Consider the following 18,156-nt stretch of genomic DNA (forward strand, 5'->3'; position numbering starts at 1 on the left):
GATGGCGTCGAACCTGACCAGCCAGGTCCGCAACATCGCCTCGGTGACCACGGCGGTGGCCAAGGGCGACCTCGGCCAGAAGATCACCGTCGACGCGCAGGGCGAGATCCTGGAGCTGAAGAACACCGTCAACACGATGGTCGACCAGCTCTCGTCGTTCGCCGACGAGGTGACCCGGGTCGGCCGGGAGGTCGGCATCGAGGGCAAGTTGGGCGGTCAGGCCCAGGTCAAGGGGGTCTCCGGCACCTGGCGGGACCTCACCGAGAACGTCAACCAGCTCGCCTCCACGCTGACCACCCAGCTCCGGGCGATCGCCCAGGTCTCCACCTCGGTCACCCGGGGCGACCTGACCCAGCGGATCAACGTCAAGGCGCAGGGCGAGATCGCCGAGCTCAAGGACAACATCAACCAGATGATCGTCACCCTCCGGGAGACGACCAAGAAGAACGCCGAGCAGGGCTGGCTCGACTCCAACCTGGCCCGGATCGGCGGGCTGTTGCAGGGCCAGCGCGACCTCGGCGAGGTCTGCCGCATGATCATGGTGGAGGTGACCCCGCTGGTCGACGCGCAGCTCGGCGCGTTCTTCCTGTCGGACACCTCCGACGGGAGCATGCGGCTGCGGCTGACCGCCTCCTACGGGTACGTGGCCCGCGGGCACGACGTCACCTTCGGGCCGGGTGAGGGGCTGGTCGGCCAGGCCGCGCTCTCCCGCCGCACCATCCGGGTGAGCGCCGCACCGGACCGCGCGCTGACCCTGCGCTCCGGCCTGGCCGACACGCCCCCGACCGACCTGGTCGTGCTCCCCATGCTCTTCGAGGGCGAGCTGCTCGGGGTGATCGAGTTCGCCAGCGTGGCCGCCTTCTCCGAGCTGCACCTGTCGTTCCTGGAGCGGCTGGTGGTCACCATCGGCATCGCGGTCAACACCATCCAGGCCAACCGGCGTACGGAGGAGCTGCTGGCCCAGTCGCAGCGGCTGGCGCATGAGCTGCAGGAGCAGTCGGCGGAGCTCCAGCGGACCAACGCCGAGCTGGAGGAGAAGGCCACCCTGCTCTCGGAGCAGAAGGGCAACATCGAGACCAAGAACCGGGAGATCGAGCTGGCCCGGATCGGTCTGGAGGAGAAGGCGCAGCAGCTCACCCGGGCCTCGGCGTACAAGTCGGAGTTCCTGGCCAACATGAGCCACGAGCTGCGGACCCCGCTGAACTCGCTGCTCCTGCTGGCCCGGCTGCTCGCCGAGAACTCGGAGCAGAACCTCTCCCCGAAGCAGATCGAGTTCGCCCGGACCATCCACAGCGCCGGCTCCGACCTGCTCTCGCTGATCGACGACATCCTGGACCTGTCGAAGATCGAGGCGGGCCGGATGGACGTCGAGCCGACCGAGGTGCGGTTCAACGAGATCCGCGGCTACGTCGAGCAGGCGTTCGCGCCGCAGGCCGAGGAGAAGGGCCTGGACTTCCAGGTGCGGGTCAGCAAGGACCTGCCGTCGGCGCTGGTCACCGACGCCCTGCGGCTCCAGCAGATCCTGCGCAACCTGCTCTCCAACGCGGTGAAGTTCACCGACAACGGCGCGGTGACGCTGCGGATCGCGCCGGCGGCGGAGAACGCCGTCTTCGACGTGCCGGCGTTGACCAACGCCCGGCGGGTGATCGCGTTCACCGTGATCGACACCGGCATCGGCATCTCGGACGACAAGCTGTCGATCATCTTCGAGGCGTTCCAGCAGGCGGACGGGACCACCAGCCGCCGCTACGGCGGCACCGGCCTCGGCCTGTCGATCAGCCGGGACCTGGCCCGGTTGCTGGGTGGCACCATCACCGTCTCGTCGGCGCCCGGGCAGGGCTCCACCTTCACCCTCTTCGTCCCGGAGGTGCTGGCGCCGGACGCGGTGGTCGCGCCGCTGCCGCCGTCGCCGACCCGGGCCGGCCTGCCGTCGTCGCTGCTGATGCCGCCGCTGGAGCTGCCGCAGCCGGCGGCCGGGCCGACCAGCCGGCGACTGGACGGCGCGACCGTGTTGATCGTGGACGACGACGTCCGGAACGTCTTCGCCCTCACCAGCGCGTTGGAACTGCACGGGATGACCGTGTTGTACTCGGACAACGGGGCGGACGGCGTCCGCCTGCTCGCCGAGCATCCGGAGGTGGACATCGTCCTGATGGACGCCATGATGCCGGACCAGGACGGGTACGAGACCACCCGCCAGATCCGCCGTAACCACCGCTTCGCGGACCTGCCCATCGTCTTCCTGACCGCGAAGGCGATGCCGGGGGACCGGGAGTCGGCGCTCGCGGCCGGGGGCAGCGACTACATCACCAAGCCGGTGGACCTGGACGAGCTGATCGAGCTCATGTCGTCCTGGATCAGTGGCAGCCGGACCGAGGAGAACTCGTGACCCAGATGGCCAAGGCGCTGCTCGTGGACGACCGTCGGGAGAACCTGATGGCCCTGGAGGCGATCCTCCAGGGCCTGCCGGTCCAGTCGGTGGCCGTGGAGAGCGGTGAGGCAGCGCTCAAGCAGCTGCTGGTGGACGACTTCGCGGTGATCCTGCTCGACGCCCAGATGCCGGACATGGACGGCTTCGAGACGGCGAGCCACATCAAGCGCCGGGAGCGGACCCGGCACGTGCCGATCATCTTTCTCACCGCCGCCGACCGGGACGCCCAACTGGCCCTGCGCGGCTACGCGGTCGGCGCGGTCGACTACCTCACCAAGCCGTTCGACCCGTGGGTGCTCCGGGCCAAGGTGTCGGTCTTCGTGGAGCTGTGGGTGAAGACCCGGCAGTTGGCCGCGCAGTCGGATCTGGTCCGGGAGCGGGACGCGCAGTGGCGGGTGCTGACCGACGCGGTCGACGAGGCCACCACGCTGCTCCGTGGCGACGAGCCGGACGCCGGTGAGCGCGCCGCCGACCTGCTCGAGCAGGCCCGCTGGGGCAACCCGGGCTGATCCCCGCGTCGCGGGTCAGCCGGTGGTCTGGTCGTTGCGGATCATCAGGGCCGAACGCAGGCCGGTGATGTCCAGCACCCGGAGCAGGAAGTCGCCCACGTGGGTGAGCATCAGCAGGCTCTGGGCGTGGCTCGCCTTGCGGCTGAGCACGACCAGGGTGCCCAGCCCCTGCGAGTCGCAGAAGGTGACCCCGCCGAGGTCCAGCACGATCCGCGGGGGCGGGTCGGCGAGCACCTCGTTCACGACGGTCGAGAGCTGGGCGGCCGTGAGCATGTCGATCTCACCGGCAAGGCGCAGCACAGCTTCGTCGCCCGTCCGGTGTAGCGTGATGGACAGTTCGGCACGATCCACCCGGTCAGCCTAACCCGATCCGGTCGGTGTGGCCCGTCGAGGCGATGCAGCCCGCCGGCGCCCGGCCCGGGTGAGCCGGGTAACCCCAGCCCGGGGTGGCTGCCGCCGCATCCGCCGGCGCTGACACAATGGCGGAATCGTGACCGACACCTTTTCCGCCGGATCTGGCCGCTACCCGGCCGACGCGCCGGCCTCCGAGGCCCTGTTCGACCGCGCCCGCGCCATCGTGCCGGGCGGGGTCAACTCCCCCGTGCGCGCCTTCCAGGCGGTGGGCGGCACGCCGCGCTTCATGGTCCGGGGGGAGGGGCCCTGGCTCTACGACGCCGACGACCGGCGCTACGTCGACCTGGTCTGCTCGTGGGGCCCGCTGATCCTCGGTCACGCGCACCCGGAGGTGGTCGCCGCCGTGCAGGCCGCGGCCGCCCGGGGCACCAGTTTCGGCACCCCCACGCCGGCCGAGGTGGAGCTGGCCGCCGAGATCGTCGACCGCACCCCGGTCGAGCAGGTCCGGCTGGTCAACTCCGGCACCGAGGCCACCATGTCGGCGATCCGGCTGGCCCGGGGCTTCACCGGCCGATCCAAGATCATCAAGTTCGCCGGGTGCTACCACGGGCACGTGGACGCGCTGCTCGCCGCCGCCGGCTCCGGGGTGGCCACCCTCGGCCTGCCCGACTCGCCCGGGGTCACCGGCGCTGCCGCGAGCGAGACCATCGTGCTGCCCTACAACGACATCCGGGCGGTCGAGGAGGCCTTCGCCGCCGAGGGGCCGCACATCGCCGCGGTGATCACCGAGGCCGCGGCCGGCAACATGGGTGTGGTCGCGCCGCGCGACGGGTTCAACCAGGAGCTGGCCCGGATCGCGCACGCGCACGGCGCCCTGCTCATCGTCGACGAGGTGATGACCGGGTTCCGGGTGTCCCGCTCCGGTTGGCACGGCCTCGACGCGTCCGACGCCGACCTGTGGACGTACGGCAAGGTCATGGGTGGTGGCCTGCCCGCCGCGGCGTTCGGCGGGCGCGCGGAGATCATGGCCCGGCTCGCCCCCGCCGGCCCGGTCTACCAGGCCGGCACGCTCTCCGGTAACCCGCTCGCCTGCGCCGCCGGCCTGGCCACCCTGCGGCTGGCCGACGAGGCGCTCTACCAGCGCCTCGACCAGACGGCCGCCGTCGTGGGCAAGCTCGCCGCCGACGCGCTGGCCGCCGCCGGGGTCCCGCACCGGCTGTCGTACGCGGGCAGCATGTTCTCGATCTTCTTCACCGACGCCGACGTGGTCGACTACGACAGCGCCCGGACCCAGCAGGTCCCGGCGTTCAAGGCGTTCTTCCACGCGATGCTCGCCGCCGGCGTCTACCTGCCGCCGAGCGCGTTCGAGTCGTGGTTCGTCTCGGCGGCGCTGGACGACGCCGCCCTGGATCAGATCGCCGCGGCGTTGCCGTCGGCGGCGCGGGCAGCGGCAGCGGCGGGTCACGGGGGGTAGGCGCGGTGAGCAAGACGGTGGTCCACGTGCTCCGGCACGGCGAGGTGCACAACCCGGGCAGGATTCTCTACGGGCGGCTGCCCGGTTTCCGCCTCTCCGAGCTGGGCGTGCAGATGGCCAAGGCCGCCGCGCAGGGGCTCGCCGAGCGTGAGGTGGTGCACGTGGTGGCCAGCCCGCTGGAACGCGCCCAGCAGACCGCCGAGCCGATCGCGGGGCAGTTCGGCCTCCCGGTCGGGGTGGACGAGCGGCTGATCGAGAGCGCGAACTGGTTCGAGGGCAAGCAGGTCTCGCCGGGCGACGGCTCCTTCCGCGACCCGCGCAACTGGTGGGTGCTGCGCGACCCGGTGACCCCGTCCTGGGGTGAGGCCTACCGGGCCATCGCCGAGCGGATGTTCGCCGCGCTGCACGCCGCCCGGGTCGCCGCCGAGGGGCGCGAGGCGGTGCTGGTCTCGCACCAGCTGCCGATCTGGACGCTGCGCCGCTACGTCGAGCGCAAGCGGCTCTGGCACGACCCGCGCCGGCGGCAGTGCGGCCTGGCCAGCCTCACCTCGTTCCACTTCGACGGCGCCAAGGTGGTCGGTATCGGCTACACCGAGCCGGCCGCCCACCTGATCGCGATGTCGCCGACCGCCCGGACGGCCAAGGGGGCCTGATGCGTGCCCGGAGGTGGACCGCGGGTCTGCTCGCCACCGTCGCCGCGGTGGCGCTGGTCGGCTGCACCTCGCCGAGCCAGGAGAAGACCTGCGCCACCAACGCCGACGGCGTGATCGAGTGTGCGCCGGACCAGCGCTCCGCGCCGCCGAAGATCTCCGGTGAGCTGCTCACCGGCGGCAGCTACGACGTCTCCCAGGCCCGTGGCCAGGTCGTCGTGGTCAACTTCTGGGGTTCCTGGTGCGCGCCGTGCCGCGCCGAGGCCGACGACCTGGAGGCCACCTACCAGGCCACCAAGGCCTCCGGGGTGAGCTTCCTCGGCATCAACGTGCAGGACAGCAAGGACAAGGCCCTGGCGTTCGAGGAGGGCCGGGTGAGCTACCCGAGCCTCTTCGACCCGCCGAGCCGGTTGGCCCTCGCCATGGACATCCCGCCGAACACCATCCCGGCCACCGTCGTGCTCGACCGCGACGGCCGGATCGCCGCGGTGATCCGGGCCGCGGTCAAGCAGGAGGGCCTGCAACCCATCGTCGAGCGGGTCGCCGCCGAGCAGCCGGGCTCCGGTTCCCGCTGATGGGCGAGACGTTCCGGCAGGTCGCCCTCTCCGGGCCGCTGCTGCTCGCCATCGGCGCGGCCGCCCTCGCCGGCCTGGTCAGCTTCCTCTCCCCGTGCGTGCTGCCGCTGGTGCCCGGCTACCTGTCGTACGTCACCGGGCTGGCCGGCGCCGACCTGGAGGGGCGCCGCGTGCGCGCCGGGGACGCTCCGGCCGCGGACGCTCCGGGTGGCGGCGTCGCGGTGGCCACCCGGCCGGCCGCCGCGGTCAAGGGCCGGGTGCTCGCCGGGACGCTGCTCTTCATCGCCGGTTTCACCGTCGTCTTCACCGCCACCGCGGTCCTCTTCGCCAGCGTGGGGAAGGTCTTCTTCACCTACGAGCGGACGCTGGAGATTGTGATCGGCGCGCTCATCATCGTGCTGGGGCTGGCCTTCGTCGGTCTGGTCCCCGGCATGGAGCGGGAGTTCCGGATCCACCGGCTGCCGGCCGCCGGGCTGCTCGGCGCGCCGGTGTTCGGGGCGGTCTTCGCGCTGAGCTGGGTGCCGTGCGTCGGCCCCACGCTGGCCGCCGTGACCGGCATGGCCACCGTCAGCGGCCAGGTCGACCGGGCGGTGGTGCTCGCCGTGGCGTACTGCCTGGGGTTGGGGATACCGTTCGTCGTCTTCGGGCTGGGCTTCCAGCGCCTGCTCGGGGTCTTCCGCGCCATCCGCCGCAACAGCCGCTGGGTCACCCGGATCGGTGGCGCCCTGCTGATCCTGATCGGCCTCGCGCTGGTCACCGGGGGATGGACGAACGTCGTGATCTGGCTGCAGACCACCTTCGGGGTGGGCGAGGTGAGCATCTGATGACCGCCGTGGACGAGCGACCAGCCACTCCCGCCTCGGCGCCCCGGCGTCGGCCGAACCGGATGCTGGCCCTGCTGCGCAACTCCTGGCGGCAGCTGACCAGCATGCGTACCGCGCTGGTGCTGCTCTTCCTGCTCGCGATCGCGGCCATTCCCGGCTCGGTGCTGCCACAGCGCGGGATCAGCCCGGAGAAGGTCAACGAGTACTTCGTCGAGCACCCCGACCTCGCGCCCCGGCTCGACCAGATCGGCGCGTTCGAGGTCTTCAGTTCGATCTGGTTCTCCGCCATCTACCTGCTGCTCTTCACCTCGCTGATCGGCTGCATCACGCCGCGGCTGCGCGACCACGTCCGGGCGCTGCGGGCGAAGCCGCCGGCCGCGCCGAAGCGACTGGACCGGCTGCCCCAGCACACGGTGCTCGCCGCGCCGGCCGGCGGCACGGCCGCGATCGTCGAGGTGCTGCGCCGGCGCCGCTGGCGGGTGACGGTCCGCGGCAACGAGGTCTCCGCCGAGAAGGGCTACCTCAAGGAGAGCGGCAACCTGCTCTTCCACAGCTCGCTGATCGTCGTGCTCGTCGGCGTCGCGCTCGGCTCCTGGTACGGCTGGCACGGCAACCGGCTGCTCGTGGCCGGCGCGGACAACGCCTTCTGCAACACCCGCCAGCAGTACGCCGAGGCGCAGCTCGGCCCGCAGGTGGAGAGCGGGGACCTGCCCGCCTTCTGCCTGACCCTGGACGCGTTCCAGGCCCGGTTCCTCGACACCGGCCAGCCGGAGTTCTTCAACGCCACGGTGAGCGTGGAGGAGCCGGGCCAGGCCACCCGGACCGCCGATTTCTCGGTGAACTCGCCGCTGCGGCTGGACGACGCCAACGTCTATCTGCTCGGGCACGGTTACGCCCCGATCATCCGCTACACCGACCGCTACGGCCGCAGCCAGACCAGCACCACGCCGTTCCTCACCACCGGCGACATGGGCCTGACCAGCGAGGGGCTGGCGGCGTTCCCGGACGCCAACCTCGACCCGAAGACCGGCAAGCGGGACCCGAACCTGCAGATGGCCTTCACCGGCCTCTACCTGCCCACCGCGCCGGACTCCGCGCCGTATGTGCGGTCGCAGTATCCGACCGAGCGCAACCCGGTGCTGAACCTGGTCGCCTACCGGGGCAATCTCGGCCTCGACGCCGGCATCCCCGGCTCGGTCTACCAGCTCGACCAGCGCCAGGTCCAGACCGGCCGGGTCAAGCAGGTCGGCGACAAGCTGCTCAAGCAGGGCGAGACCTGGAAGCTCGACGACGGCAGCACGCTCGAGTTCCTCGGTACGAAGCGGTACATCACCCTCTCGGTGCGGCACGACCCCGGCTCGGGGCTGCTGCTGGTGGCCTGCGGGGTGCTGCTCGTCGGGCTGATGGGTTCGCTCTTCGGCCGGCGCCGCCGGGTCTTCTTCCGGGTGACGCCCGCCGGATCCCCGGACCCCGCCAGCGCAACAACGACGGCCGGTAGTAGTTTGGTGGAGGCCGGTGGGTTGCCGCGCACCGACTATCCAGGGTTCGCCGACGAGTTCGCGCAGCTCGTCGCCGCGATCAGCGGTGACGAACGATCGGGCGAGCGGGCCGGCACGGAGCGCGAAGGCAGCGACCAGGCCGGGACGCGAGAAGGGACCGAGTGATGTCCGCACTCTCCGACCAGCTGGTGACGTTCGCGATCCTGGTGTACCTGGTCGCGATGATCAGCCACGCCGTCGAGTACGCGCTCGGCAACGCGCGGGCCCGGATCGTCAAGGCCGCGCCCGTGCGGGAGCTGGTCGGCGCTGGCGCCGGTGGGCCCGGTGGGACGGTCGAATCCCCGGTGGACCCGGCGCCGCCGGTACGCAGCGCGGCCGACCGTAGCGCCGGCCGGGCCCGGCTGGCCGGCCTGATCGCCGTCGGGGCTACCGCGGTCGCCGTCCTGCTGCACCTCGCGGCGCTGGTCACCCGCGGCATCGCCGCCGACCGGATGCCGTGGGGCAACATGTACGAGTTCGTGCTCACGGTCTCGTTCATCGGCGCCGCCGCCTGGCTGGCGGTGCTCGCCAAGCGGCCGTCACTGCGCCGGCTCGGGCTCTTCCTCACCCTGGTCATGGTGCTGCTGCTGGCCATCGCCGAGCTGGTGCTCTACGTGCCGATCGTGCCGCTGGTGCCGGCGCTCAACTCGTACTGGTTCGTCATCCACGTCTCCACCATCGTCTTCTCCTCCGGCATCTTCCTGCTCGGCGTGGTGCCGGCGGTGGCGTTCCTGATGCGCAACGGCTACGAGCAGGGCAGGCGGAGCTTCCCGTACACCCTGGCCAAGCGGCTCCCGGCGGCCGCCGCCCTGGAGCGGCTGACCTTCGCGCTGCACGCCTTCTCGTTCCCGATCTTCACCTTCGCGGTGATCGCCGGCGCGATCTGGGCCGAGGCGGCCTGGGGTCGGCCGTGGGGCTGGGACCCGAAGGAGACCTGGGCGTTCATCTCCTGGGTGGTCTACGCCGGCTACCTGCACTCCCGGGCCACCCCGAGCGTCAAGCGCAACGTGGCCACCTGGATCGCGGTGCTCGGCTTCCTCACCATGCTGATGAACCTGTTCGGCGTGAACATCTTCTTCACCGGCCTGCACTCGTACGGCGGCCTGTGAGTTGACCGGCGGCCGCTAGATCCCGGGGCGGCGCCGGCGGACCTCGGCTTGATCGACACCAGGTCGCCGATATCGCGGTGTCCGGCGCCCCGCAACACCGCCAGATCGGCGACATCGTGTCGATCAACCCGGCCTCAGCCGCCGAACCAGCCGGGGACGTCGAGGCGGAACCAGTTCGCGGGGGTGACCGCGCGCAGGTCGTCCTCCATCGCGGCGACCCGGTCCGGGCCGAGGGTGTCGGCCCACCGCTGCCGGAGCTGGTCGAAGACGACCGCGGAGCGGTGCAGCCCGTCCCGGCCCCGCGCGGTCGTCCGGACCAGCTTGCGCCGGGCGTCCCGGGGGTCGTCGACCCGCTCCAGGTAGCCGAGGGCGACCAGCCGGTCCACCGTCTTGCCGGCCGCCTGCTTGGAGATGCCCAGCCGCTGGCCCAGCTCGGTGGCGGTGGTGCCCTCGACGCCGACGGCCTGGAGCACGAAGCCGTGCAGCGGCCGTAGCTCGGTGTGTCCCTGCCGGGCCAGCTCGGCGTGCAGGTCGTCGATGAGGGTGCGGAAACCGGCCAGCAGCAGCAGGGGCAGCAGGAAGCCGGGCCGTTCAGGGTCAGTCGTTGCCACGTTCGACAACCACGTTTACTATTTGGTCAACCACGTTGACGATCGTACGCCACCCGAGAGCAGGTACCCCGTGCACCGAACCGTCTTCCCCGTCCACACCGTCGCCACCGCGCCCGATGCCGCCCGGCCGGTCGTCGAGGGCGTCCGCCGCGGCTTCGGCTGGCTGCCGGCGGCGGTCGCGCTGATGGCCGACTCGCCCCAGCTGCTCAACGGATTCCTCACCGCCAACCGGATCTTCGAACAGACCGACCTGACCCCGCTCGAACGCGAGGTGGTCGTCTTCACCGTCGCCACCGGCAACGAGTGCCACGTCTGCGTGGCGCTGCACACCGCCACGCTGGCCAAGCTGGCGGCCAGCGCCGAGCTGACCGCCGCGCTGCGGGCCGGCGGCGCCCTGCCCGAGCCGAAGCTGGAGGCGCTACGCCGGTTCACCCGTGCGGTGCTGGCGCACTCCGGCGCGGTACCCGACCCGGAGCTGGACGCCTTCCTGTCCGCCGGCTACCAGCCCCGGCACGCGCTGGACGTGGTGCTCGGCGTCGGGACGTACACCATCTCCACCTTCGCCAACCGGCTCACCGGCGCGCCGCTCGACCCGCCGCTGGCCCGGTACGCCTGGCAGCCCGCCACGACCGGCGCCACCCAGCCGGGGCCGGCGCGTGTCCCCGCCCAGGGCCGGTGACCGCGCTCGACCTCACCTCCGCCCACCCGGCTTGGTCACCGACCGGGCCGGTGCGGGAGACTGGCGGGCATGGCGGCTCGTGGCTTCCCGTACACCGACCTCAAGGACTTCCTCGCGGCGCTGGAGCGCGCGGGCGAGTTGCGGCGGGTGAGCGTCCCGGTCGACCCGACCCTGGAGATCAGCGAGGTGGTCACCCGGACGGTCCGCGCGGGCGGCCCGGCGCTGCTCTTCGAGCGGCCCACCCGGGGCGAGATGCCCGTCGCGATCAACCTCTTCGGCACCGAGAAGCGGATGGCGATGGCGCTCGGCGTCGAGTCGCTCGACGAGATCGGCGCGCGGATCGGCGCCCTGGTCAAGCCGGAGCTGCCGGTCGGCTGGTCCGGCATCCGCGAGGGCCTCGGCAAGGTCATGCAGCTCAAGTCGGTGCCGCCGCGCAAGGTCAAGACCGCGCCCTGCCAGCAGGTGGTCTACCGAGGCGACGACGTCGACCTGAACCGGCTGCCCGGCCTGCAGGTGTGGCCCGGTGACGGCGGCATCTTCCACAACTACGGGCTGACCCACACCAAGCACCCGGAGACCGGCAAGCGCAACCTCGGTCTCTACCGGCTCCAGCAGCACTCGCAGAACACGCTCGGCATGCACTGGCAGATCCACAAGGACTCCACCGCCCACCACGCGGTCGCCGAGCGCCTCGGCCAGCGACTCCCGGTCGCCATCGCCATCGGCTGCGACCCGGTGGTGTCGTACGCCGCGTCCGCGCCGCTGCCCGGCGACATCGACGAGTACCTGTTCGCCGGCTTCCTGCGCGGCGAGCGGGTGGAGATGGTCGACTGCCTCACCGTGCCGCTCCAGGTGCCCGCGCACGCGCAGATCGTGCTGGAGGGCTACCTGGAGCCCGGTGAGCGGCTGCCCGAGGGCCCGTTCGGCGACCACACCGGCTACTACACCCCGGTCGAGCCGTTCCCGGTGCTGCACGTCGAGACGATGACCATGCAGCGCGACCCGGTCTACCACTCGATCGTCACCTCGCAGCCGCCGCAGGAGGACCACGGCCTCGGCAAGGCCACCGAGCGGATCTTCCAGCCGTTGCTCAAGCTGCTGATCCCGGACATCGTCGACTACGACCTGCCGGCCGCCGGCGTCTTCCACAACTGCGCGATCGTGTCGATCCGCAAGCGCTACCCGAAGCACGCGCAGAAGGTGATGAACGCGATCTGGGGCGCCCACCTGATGTCGCTGACCAAGCTGATCGTGATCGTCGACGAGGACTGCGACGTGCACGACTACAACGAGGTCGCCTTCCGCGCCTTCGGCAACGTCGACTACGCGCGCGACCTGCTGCTCACCGAGGGCCCGGTGGACCACCTCGACCACTCGTCGTACCAGCAGTTCTGGGGCGGCAAGGCGGGCGTCGACGCGACCCGCAAGCTGCCGGCCGAGGGCTACACCCGGGGCTGGCCGGAGGAGATGCGGATGTCGCCCGAGGTGGCCTCGCTGGTCGACAAGCGTTGGAAGGAGTACGGGATCTGATGACGGCCGTGCTGGAGCCCGTGGAACGACCGGGTCGGGTCAAGTCCTTCCTCAAACTGGTCACCATCGAGCACTCGGTCTTCGCGCTGCCCTTCGCGTACCTGTCGGCGCTGACCGCGATGCAGGTCGACGGCGGGCACGTCCGCTGGCTCGACCTGCTGCTGATCACCGTGGCGATGGTCGGAGCGCGGACGTTCGCGATGGCCGCCAACCGGATCCTCGACCGGCGGATCGACGCCCGGAACCCGCGTACCGCCGGGCGGGAACTGGTCACCGGGGCGGTCAGCGTGCGGACGGCCTGGACCGGCGCGGCCGTCGCGCTTGTCGTCTTCCTGATCGCCGCCGCGCTGCTCAACCCGCTCTGCCTGGCGCTCGCCCCGCTCGCCGTGGTGCCGCTGGTCGTCTACCCGTACGGCAAGCGGTTCACCAACTGGCCGCACGCCATCCTGGCGATCGCCCAGGCGGTCGGGCCGGTCGGCGCCTGGCTGGCGGTCACCGGCACCCTCAGCGGGTCCGGGCCGGCCTGGCTGCTGGGCGCGGCGGTCGGTCTGTGGATCGGCGGCTTCGACCTGATCTACGCCTGCCAGGACGACGAGGTCGACCGGAAGATCGGCGTGCACAGCGTCCCGGCCCGGTACGGTCGGCGCTTCGCGCTGCACGCCTCCACCGTCGCGCACGTGGTGACCTTCGCGCTCTTCGTCTGGTTCGGCGCGCTGGTCGGCTTCGGCTGGCTCTGGTGGATCGGGTTGGCGCTGACCGCGGTCGCGTTCGGCTACCAGCACCTGGTGGTCACCCCGACCGACCTCAGCAAGGTCAACCGCGCGTTCTTCACCGCCAACGGCTTCGTCGGCATCGCGCTGTTCGCCTTCGCCCTGCTCGACCTGGTGATCCGGCTCGGCCTGCGGGCGTGACCGCCGGCGGGCCGCCGGCGGCCGATCCGGCCCGGCGACGACGGCCGGGTCAGCCGGTGGCGGCGGGTTCGAGGTGGGCGTCCGGATAGCGGGCGCTCTCCATCGTCCAGTCGATGGTGCCCCGGACCGCGTTGGCCACCCCGTCGAGCAGGTCGGTGACCGGCTCGTCCAGCGCCGGACCGAACGACGGCACCGCCGCGCGCAGCTCGACGAAGCGCCGCATCGAGGCCCGCCACCGCTCGGCCACCAGCTCCGCCGCCGTGTCGGTCGGCACGCCCCGCTCGCCGGCGAGCGCCAGCACCAGGTTGTGCCCGCCCGCGGTGGCCCGGTCCCGCTCCAGCGATGCCAGGTCGTTGTACCAGGAGAGCAGGTCGTTGCCGGTGTCGGCGAACCGGCGCAGCAGCGGGTGGTGGTAGACCGGGTCCGGCAGCGGACGCCCGGTCACGAACTCGGTCAGCGGGAACGACACGTACGCCGCCGAGGTGGCCCGGCGCAGCTCGACGTACTCGGCGACGGCGGGGCGGCGGCCGAGGGTCTTGTTGACCGCCTCCCGCACGGTGCCGTCCAGGTGGTGCCCGACCGCGTCGGCGAACCGGTGCCGCCAACGGGCCGGCATCCGCCGGTGGGGCTCCCGCCACGCCCGGACCAGCAGCCGCCGCAGCGGCCCGGTCAGCCCGGCGTGCTGGTGGCGGTGCCCGCTGCGCAGCACCGTCAGCGCGCCGTCGCGCAGTGCGCGGATCTGCGCCGGCGTCAGCCGGTCCGGCCCGTCGCAGGCGTCGTCGACCAGGAAGAACCAGGTGAAGAGCGCGGTCAGCACCCGCAGGTCGGCCTCGGTGGCATTCGGGTAGAGGCGTCCCGCGTACCGGGCGAAGCCGGCGCGGGCCAGCCGCCGGGCGGCGGCGTCGTCCAGCGGTACGCCGAGGCCGGGCAGGAACTCGATCAGCCACTCCTGCACCCCGTCGGCGTAGGGCGAGAGCCGGGGGGCGATCGGGCACTCGGACCGGAGCGACCGGAGGAGCGCGGCGGTCATCAACCGACTCCTCCCCGGCAGCCCTGCCATCGTGCGGACGATTGCCGCAGCATGCCAGGTCGCCGAGGTCGCCGCCTCCCCCGGACGGGCAGCCGGGCACACGCGGGCGATCCCGCGAACCGCCGGAGGTCGGGGGCGGCCCGGAAGCGGGGGCCGGCCGCCGGGCAGCGACGATGACCAGGCAGGCTGGACGGCATGCGCGAACCATGGGTGGTCGGCGTCTCCGGTGCGTCCGGCACGCCGTACGCGGCGGCCGTCGTACGCGGGCTGCTCGACGCCGGGGAGCCGGTGGACCTGATCGTCTCCCGGGCGGCCCGGCTCACCCTGCTCGACGAGACCGGCCGTCCGTTCCGGGACGCGCACTGGGCCGACGACCTCGCCGCCTGGCTGGGCCGGGAGTTGGGCGACGCCGACGTGCGGCACTGGCCGGCCGGCGACCTGGCGGCCGGGCCGAGCAGTGGTTCGTACCGGGTGCGCGGGATGGCTGTGGTGCCGGCGAGCACCGCGGCCTGTGCCGGCATCGCGATCGGGCTCTCCAAGGACCTGCTGCAACGGGCTGCCGAGGTCAACCTCAAGGAGCGGCGGCCGGTCGTGGTGGTGCCCCGGGAGACCCCGGTGACCCGCAGCCACCTCGAGCACCTGATCGCGTTGCACGATGCCGGCGCGGTGGTGCTGCCCGCCAGCCCCGGCTTCTACGGCGCCGGCGCGTCCGCGTCGGCCCAGCAGTTGGTCGACTTCGTCGCCGGCAAGGCGCTGGACGCGTTGGGCGTATCGCACACGCTGTTCCGCCGGTGGTCAGGAGAGCTTGGCGCGGGTCGGGACTGACGCCGACCGTCACCCGGATGCCGGGACGCGGACCGGACCTCGCGCCCGGCCCGCGTGGCGATGTCCGTAACGCTCAATACATGCCGGCGTTGGCTGGACCGGGACCGGTCGAGGCGGCCGGACCGGCGTTGCGCGGCCTGCCCACCTCGTCGCTCTCGTCCAGCATGCCCTCCCCCTCAAGCAGGGCTCGCACCTCGGATTCCCGAAACCGGCGATGCCCGCCTGGAGTCCGGATGCTGCCGATCCGACCGGCCGCCGCCCATCTCGTCACAGTCTTCGGGTCAACCCGAAACAGCGCGGCGACCTCACCCGGTGTCAGCAGGCGATCTCCAGTGTCCACAGCCCCCTCCTCGCGTCGACGAAGCCCCCGGCTGAACACACTGCCCCCGGCCGGTGCGAGCCCAGAGCCGTCATGAGGGACGTATGGCAATTACAGCACCAGCGAACTGGCCTGTCCGCCAAACGCGAAAAACGCACTGAGTGGGGAGTTAGTAAATGATACCGGCGCTGCGCTCCTTATACCGTCCGTACGCGAGGCGTTACCTTCCGTATGGGCAACGGATGCCGGAGTCAGGGCGTTACGCCCTACCGGCTAGGGTCTACCTTCCGTGGACACCATCGACCTGAGCCTCGTGGAGCTGCTACGCGGCAACGCCCGCCTCTCCTACGCCGAACTTGCCCGCCAGGTCGGGCTCTCCGCACCGGCGGTGCACGAGCGGGTCGGCAAGTTGGAGGCCAGCGGCGTGCTCCGGGGCTACCGGGCCGACGTGGCGCCGGAGGCGATCGGGCTCGGCGTCACCGCGCTGATCGGCATCGTCGAGGACTCCGGCGCGGACACCGACGACGTGCTGGCGGCGTTTCGGGCGATGCCCGAGATCGAGTCCTGCTACTTCATGGCCGGCGTCGAGTCGTTCCTGCTCAAGGCGCGGGTCGGCACGATCGCGGAACTGGAACAGCTGATCGTGCGGCTGAACCGGACCCCCGGCGTGGCCTCCACCCGGACCAGCATCGCGCTCTCCACCAAGTGGGAGAACCGCCCGCAGCCGGTCACCCCGCCCCCCGCCTGACGGCCCGGGCGGCCCTGGCGTCGGCCGGCCGACGGCGATAGGTTGCGCCGGTGACCTCGCCAGCCCGCGGCGCGGCCGTGGTGACCGGTGCCGCCGGTGGCCTCGGCCGCTCCATCGCCGCCGCGCTGCACGCCGACGGCTGGCCGGTGTTGCTCACCGACGTCGACCCGGGCGCGGTGGCCGCCGTGGCGGCCCCGCTCGGCGGCTGGTCCCGAGCCCTGGACGTATGCGACGAGGCCGGCTGCGCCGAGGTGGCCGCCGAGGCGGCGGCGCGCGACGGTGGCCTCGGGCTCTGGGTCAACAACGCCGGCATCCTGGTCACCGGCCCGGCGTGGGAGCAGGACGGGTCGACCCGGCGCCGGGTGCTCGACGTCAACGCGCTCGGCGCGATGAACGGGACGCTCGCCGCGCTGGCCGTGATGCGTGCCCAGGGACGCGGCCACGTGCTCAACGTCGTCTCGCTGGCCGGGTTGGTCGCCGCGCCCGGCGAGACGGTCTACGCGGCCAGCAAACACGCCCTGCTCGCGTTCAGCCTCGGCACCCTCGCCGACCTGAGGATGGCCGGCTACCGCGGGGTGCACGTCTCCTGCCTCTGCCCCGACGGGATCTGGACCCCGATGCTGCACGACCGGCTGGACGACCCGGGAGCGCTGGCGTCCTTCACCGGCTCGATGCTCAGCCCTGAGCGGGTCGCCGCCCGGGTGGTCCGGCTGGCCCGGCGACCCCGCCCGGTGGTGACCCTGCCGCGCTGGCGTGGCGCCCAGGTCCGGTTGCTGGACGCCGTACCCCGGCTCGCCCTCGGGCTGACCCCGGTGGTCCGCGCCGTCGGCCGGGCCGGGCAGCGGCGGCAACGCCGTCGGGCCGGAGTGGACCCGCACTGAGCCGCGTCCCTGCTACGTTTCCGGCGTGACTCACCTGGATCGATGCGACGAGGTCAGCCGGAGGTGGGTGACCGAGGCGATCGCCGCGGTCGAGGCGGACGCCAACCGCTCGGCCGACACCCACCTCCTGCCCTTCCCGCTGCCCCGGGACTGGGGAATCGAGCTCTACCTGAAGGACGAGTCGGTGCACCCGACCGGGTCGCTGAAGCACCGGCTGGCCCGCTCGCTCTTCCTCTACGGGCTCTGCAACGGCTGGATCGGGCCGCGGACCACCATCGTGGAGGCGTCCTCCGGCTCGACGGCGGTCTCCGAGGCGTACTTCGCCCGGATGCTGGGGCTGCCGTTCATCGCGGTGATGCCCGCCGCCACCTCACCGGAGAAGATCGCCCAGATCGAGTTCCAGGGCGGTCGCTGTCACCTGGTCGACGACCCGGCCCGGGTGGTGGCCGAGGCCCGCGGGCTGGCCGAGGAGACCGGTGGGCACTTCATGGACCAGTTCACCTACGCCGAACGGGCCACCGACTGGCGGGGCAACAACAACATCGCCGAGTCGATCTACGCGCAGCTCGCCCTGGAGCGGCACCCGGTACCCGACTGGATCGTGGTGGGCGCCGGCACCGGCGGCACCAGCGCCACCATCGGCCGGTACATCCGCTACCGCCGGCTGCACACCAAGCTCTGCGTGGTCGACACGGAGTACTCGGCCTTCTATCCCGCCTGGCTCGCCGCCGACTGGACGCTGCGCATCGAGAAGGGGTCCAGGATCGAGGGGATCGGCCGGCCGAGCGTGGAGCCTTCCTTCGTACCCCCGGTGGTGGACCGGATGGCGCAGGTGCCGGACGCCGCTTCGCTCGCCGCGATGCGCACCGGCTCGGCCGTGCTCGGGCGGCGGGTGGGCGGCTCGACCGGCACCAACCTGTGGGGGGCGTTCGGGCTGATCGCCGGGATGCTGGCCGAGGGACGGAGCGGCTCCCTGGTCACCCTGATCTGCGACGCCGGCGAACGGTACGCCGACACCTACTACTCGGACGACTGGGTGGCCGGCCAGGGTCTCGATCTGGCCCCGCACCTGGCCACCGTCGAGCGTTTCCTGGCCGACGGCGCCTGGCCGGCCTGAGCGCGTCCACGCCCTGCCCGGCCGCGAGCTGGGGCGGCCGG

19 protein-coding genes are annotated in these 18,156 nt (G+C 72.2%); 15 read left to right on the top strand and 4 right to left on the bottom strand.

Features of this window, described 5'->3' with window-relative positions; all coding sequences use genetic code 11:
• Together ACIP9D_RS06510 and ACIP9D_RS06515 are read left to right on the top strand one after the other, a co-directional pair.
• The coding region (locus ACIP9D_RS06510) for an ATP-binding protein (protein ID WP_350868174.1) at positions 1-2,389 on the top strand (2,389 nt) is incomplete at its 5' end.
• Positions 2,386-2,940 carry a response regulator gene (locus ACIP9D_RS06515; protein ID WP_350868172.1) on the top strand — a complete coding sequence of 185 codons (555 nt, stop codon included), beginning with the start codon at positions 2,386-2,388 and terminating at the stop codon, positions 2,938-2,940. The genes ACIP9D_RS06510 and ACIP9D_RS06515, both read left to right, overlap by 4 nt.
• Positions 2,941-2,955: 15 nt before the next feature.
• Here ACIP9D_RS06515 and ACIP9D_RS06520 read toward each other — a convergent pair whose 3' ends face one another.
• A complete protein-coding gene (locus tag ACIP9D_RS06520; protein ID WP_350868170.1) occupies positions 2,956-3,291 on the bottom strand; it encodes an STAS domain-containing protein in 336 nt (111 codons plus the stop codon).
• Positions 3,292-3,430: 139 nt separating this feature from the next.
• Between ACIP9D_RS06520 and hemL the strand changes: the two genes are divergently transcribed.
• From hemL to ccsB, 6 genes are read left to right on the top strand one after another with little or no spacing between them, the layout of a single operon-like run.
• Complete coding sequence (hemL, locus tag ACIP9D_RS06525) at positions 3,431-4,768, top strand: glutamate-1-semialdehyde 2,1-aminomutase (protein ID WP_350868168.1); 1,338 nt, start codon at positions 3,431-3,433, stop codon at positions 4,766-4,768.
• 5 nt (positions 4,769-4,773) lie between these two features.
• Positions 4,774-5,421, top strand: a complete 648-nt coding sequence (locus ACIP9D_RS06530) for a histidine phosphatase family protein (protein WP_350868167.1) — start codon at positions 4,774-4,776, stop codon at positions 5,419-5,421.
• Positions 5,421-5,993, top strand: a complete 573-nt coding sequence (locus ACIP9D_RS06535) for a TlpA disulfide reductase family protein (RefSeq protein WP_350868165.1) — start codon at positions 5,421-5,423, stop codon at positions 5,991-5,993. The genes ACIP9D_RS06530 and ACIP9D_RS06535 overlap by 1 nt, the downstream gene beginning before the upstream one ends.
• Complete coding sequence (locus ACIP9D_RS06540; RefSeq protein WP_350868164.1) at positions 5,993-6,817, top strand: cytochrome c biogenesis protein CcdA; 825 nt, start codon at positions 5,993-5,995, stop codon at positions 6,815-6,817. The genes ACIP9D_RS06535 and ACIP9D_RS06540 overlap by 1 nt, the downstream gene beginning before the upstream one ends.
• The gene (locus ACIP9D_RS06545; RefSeq protein ID WP_350868163.1) at positions 6,817-8,481 is read left to right on the top strand and encodes a cytochrome c biogenesis protein ResB; all 1,665 of its coding nucleotides are present in this window, start codon (positions 6,817-6,819) and stop codon (positions 8,479-8,481) included. The genes ACIP9D_RS06540 and ACIP9D_RS06545 overlap by 1 nt, the downstream gene beginning before the upstream one ends.
• On the top strand, positions 8,481-9,464 hold the full coding sequence (ccsB, locus tag ACIP9D_RS06550; RefSeq protein WP_350868162.1) for a c-type cytochrome biogenesis protein CcsB: 984 nt from the start codon (positions 8,481-8,483) through the stop codon (positions 9,462-9,464). The genes ACIP9D_RS06545 and ccsB overlap by 1 nt, the downstream gene beginning before the upstream one ends.
• A 134-nt stretch (positions 9,465-9,598) precedes the next feature.
• Here the strand turns inward: ccsB and ACIP9D_RS06555 are convergent, their stop codons facing one another.
• A complete protein-coding gene (locus ACIP9D_RS06555) occupies positions 9,599-10,075 on the bottom strand; it encodes a MarR family winged helix-turn-helix transcriptional regulator (protein WP_350868161.1) in 477 nt (158 codons plus the stop codon).
• Positions 10,076-10,145: 70 nt separating this feature from the next.
• Here ACIP9D_RS06555 and ACIP9D_RS06560 point away from each other — a divergent pair, with 70 nt between their 5' ends.
• From ACIP9D_RS06560 to mqnP, 3 genes are all read left to right on the top strand, one after another.
• Positions 10,146-10,754, top strand: coding sequence for a carboxymuconolactone decarboxylase family protein (locus tag ACIP9D_RS06560; protein ID WP_350868160.1), 609 nt, complete (start codon positions 10,146-10,148; stop codon positions 10,752-10,754).
• A 69-nt stretch (positions 10,755-10,823) separates the two neighbouring features.
• The gene (locus ACIP9D_RS06565; RefSeq protein WP_350868159.1) at positions 10,824-12,284 is read left to right on the top strand and encodes a menaquinone biosynthesis decarboxylase; all 1,461 of its coding nucleotides are present in this window, start codon (positions 10,824-10,826) and stop codon (positions 12,282-12,284) included.
• Positions 12,284-13,195: a menaquinone biosynthesis prenyltransferase MqnP gene (gene mqnP / locus ACIP9D_RS06570; RefSeq protein WP_350868158.1), complete on the top strand. Its 912-nt coding sequence runs from the start codon at positions 12,284-12,286 to the stop codon at positions 13,193-13,195. Before ACIP9D_RS06565 ends, mqnP begins: the two co-directional genes overlap by 1 nt.
• Before the next feature lie 49 nt (positions 13,196-13,244).
• On the opposite strand, the gene ACIP9D_RS06575 is transcribed toward mqnP, so the two are convergent.
• The gene (locus ACIP9D_RS06575; protein ID WP_350868157.1) at positions 13,245-14,225 is read right to left on the bottom strand and encodes a terpene synthase; all 981 of its coding nucleotides are present in this window, start codon (positions 14,223-14,225) and stop codon (positions 13,245-13,247) included.
• 195 nt (positions 14,226-14,420) lie between these two features.
• Here ACIP9D_RS06575 and ACIP9D_RS06580 point away from each other — a divergent pair, with 195 nt between their 5' ends.
• Positions 14,421-15,050, top strand: coding sequence for a UbiX family flavin prenyltransferase (locus ACIP9D_RS06580; protein ID WP_350868156.1), 630 nt, complete (start codon positions 14,421-14,423; stop codon positions 15,048-15,050).
• Positions 15,051-15,123: 73 nt separating this feature from the next.
• Here the strand turns inward: ACIP9D_RS06580 and ACIP9D_RS06585 are convergent, their stop codons facing one another.
• Positions 15,124-15,390 carry a BldC family transcriptional regulator gene (locus tag ACIP9D_RS06585; RefSeq protein WP_350868154.1) on the bottom strand — a complete coding sequence of 89 codons (267 nt, stop codon included), beginning with the start codon at positions 15,388-15,390 and terminating at the stop codon, positions 15,124-15,126.
• A 268-nt stretch (positions 15,391-15,658) separates the two neighbouring features.
• Here ACIP9D_RS06585 and ACIP9D_RS06590 point away from each other — a divergent pair, with 268 nt between their 5' ends.
• The 3 genes from ACIP9D_RS06590 to ACIP9D_RS06600 are packed head-to-tail and all read left to right on the top strand — an operon-like array spanning position 15,659 to position 18,115.
• Positions 15,659-16,117, top strand: coding sequence for an Lrp/AsnC family transcriptional regulator (locus tag ACIP9D_RS06590; protein ID WP_350868152.1), 459 nt, complete (start codon positions 15,659-15,661; stop codon positions 16,115-16,117).
• A 50-nt stretch (positions 16,118-16,167) separates the two neighbouring features.
• A complete protein-coding gene (locus ACIP9D_RS06595; protein WP_350868150.1) occupies positions 16,168-16,998 on the top strand; it encodes an SDR family NAD(P)-dependent oxidoreductase in 831 nt (276 codons plus the stop codon).
• Between the two features lie 25 nt (positions 16,999-17,023).
• Entirely contained in the window at positions 17,024-18,115 is a 1,092-nt protein-coding gene (locus tag ACIP9D_RS06600) for a PLP-dependent cysteine synthase family protein (protein WP_350868149.1), read from the top strand.
• Positions 18,116-18,156: the final 41 nt, after the last annotated feature.

Source organism: Micromonospora sp. NPDC093243, from assembly GCF_044753725.1.
GTDB lineage: Bacteria > Actinomycetota > Actinomycetes > Mycobacteriales > Micromonosporaceae > Micromonospora.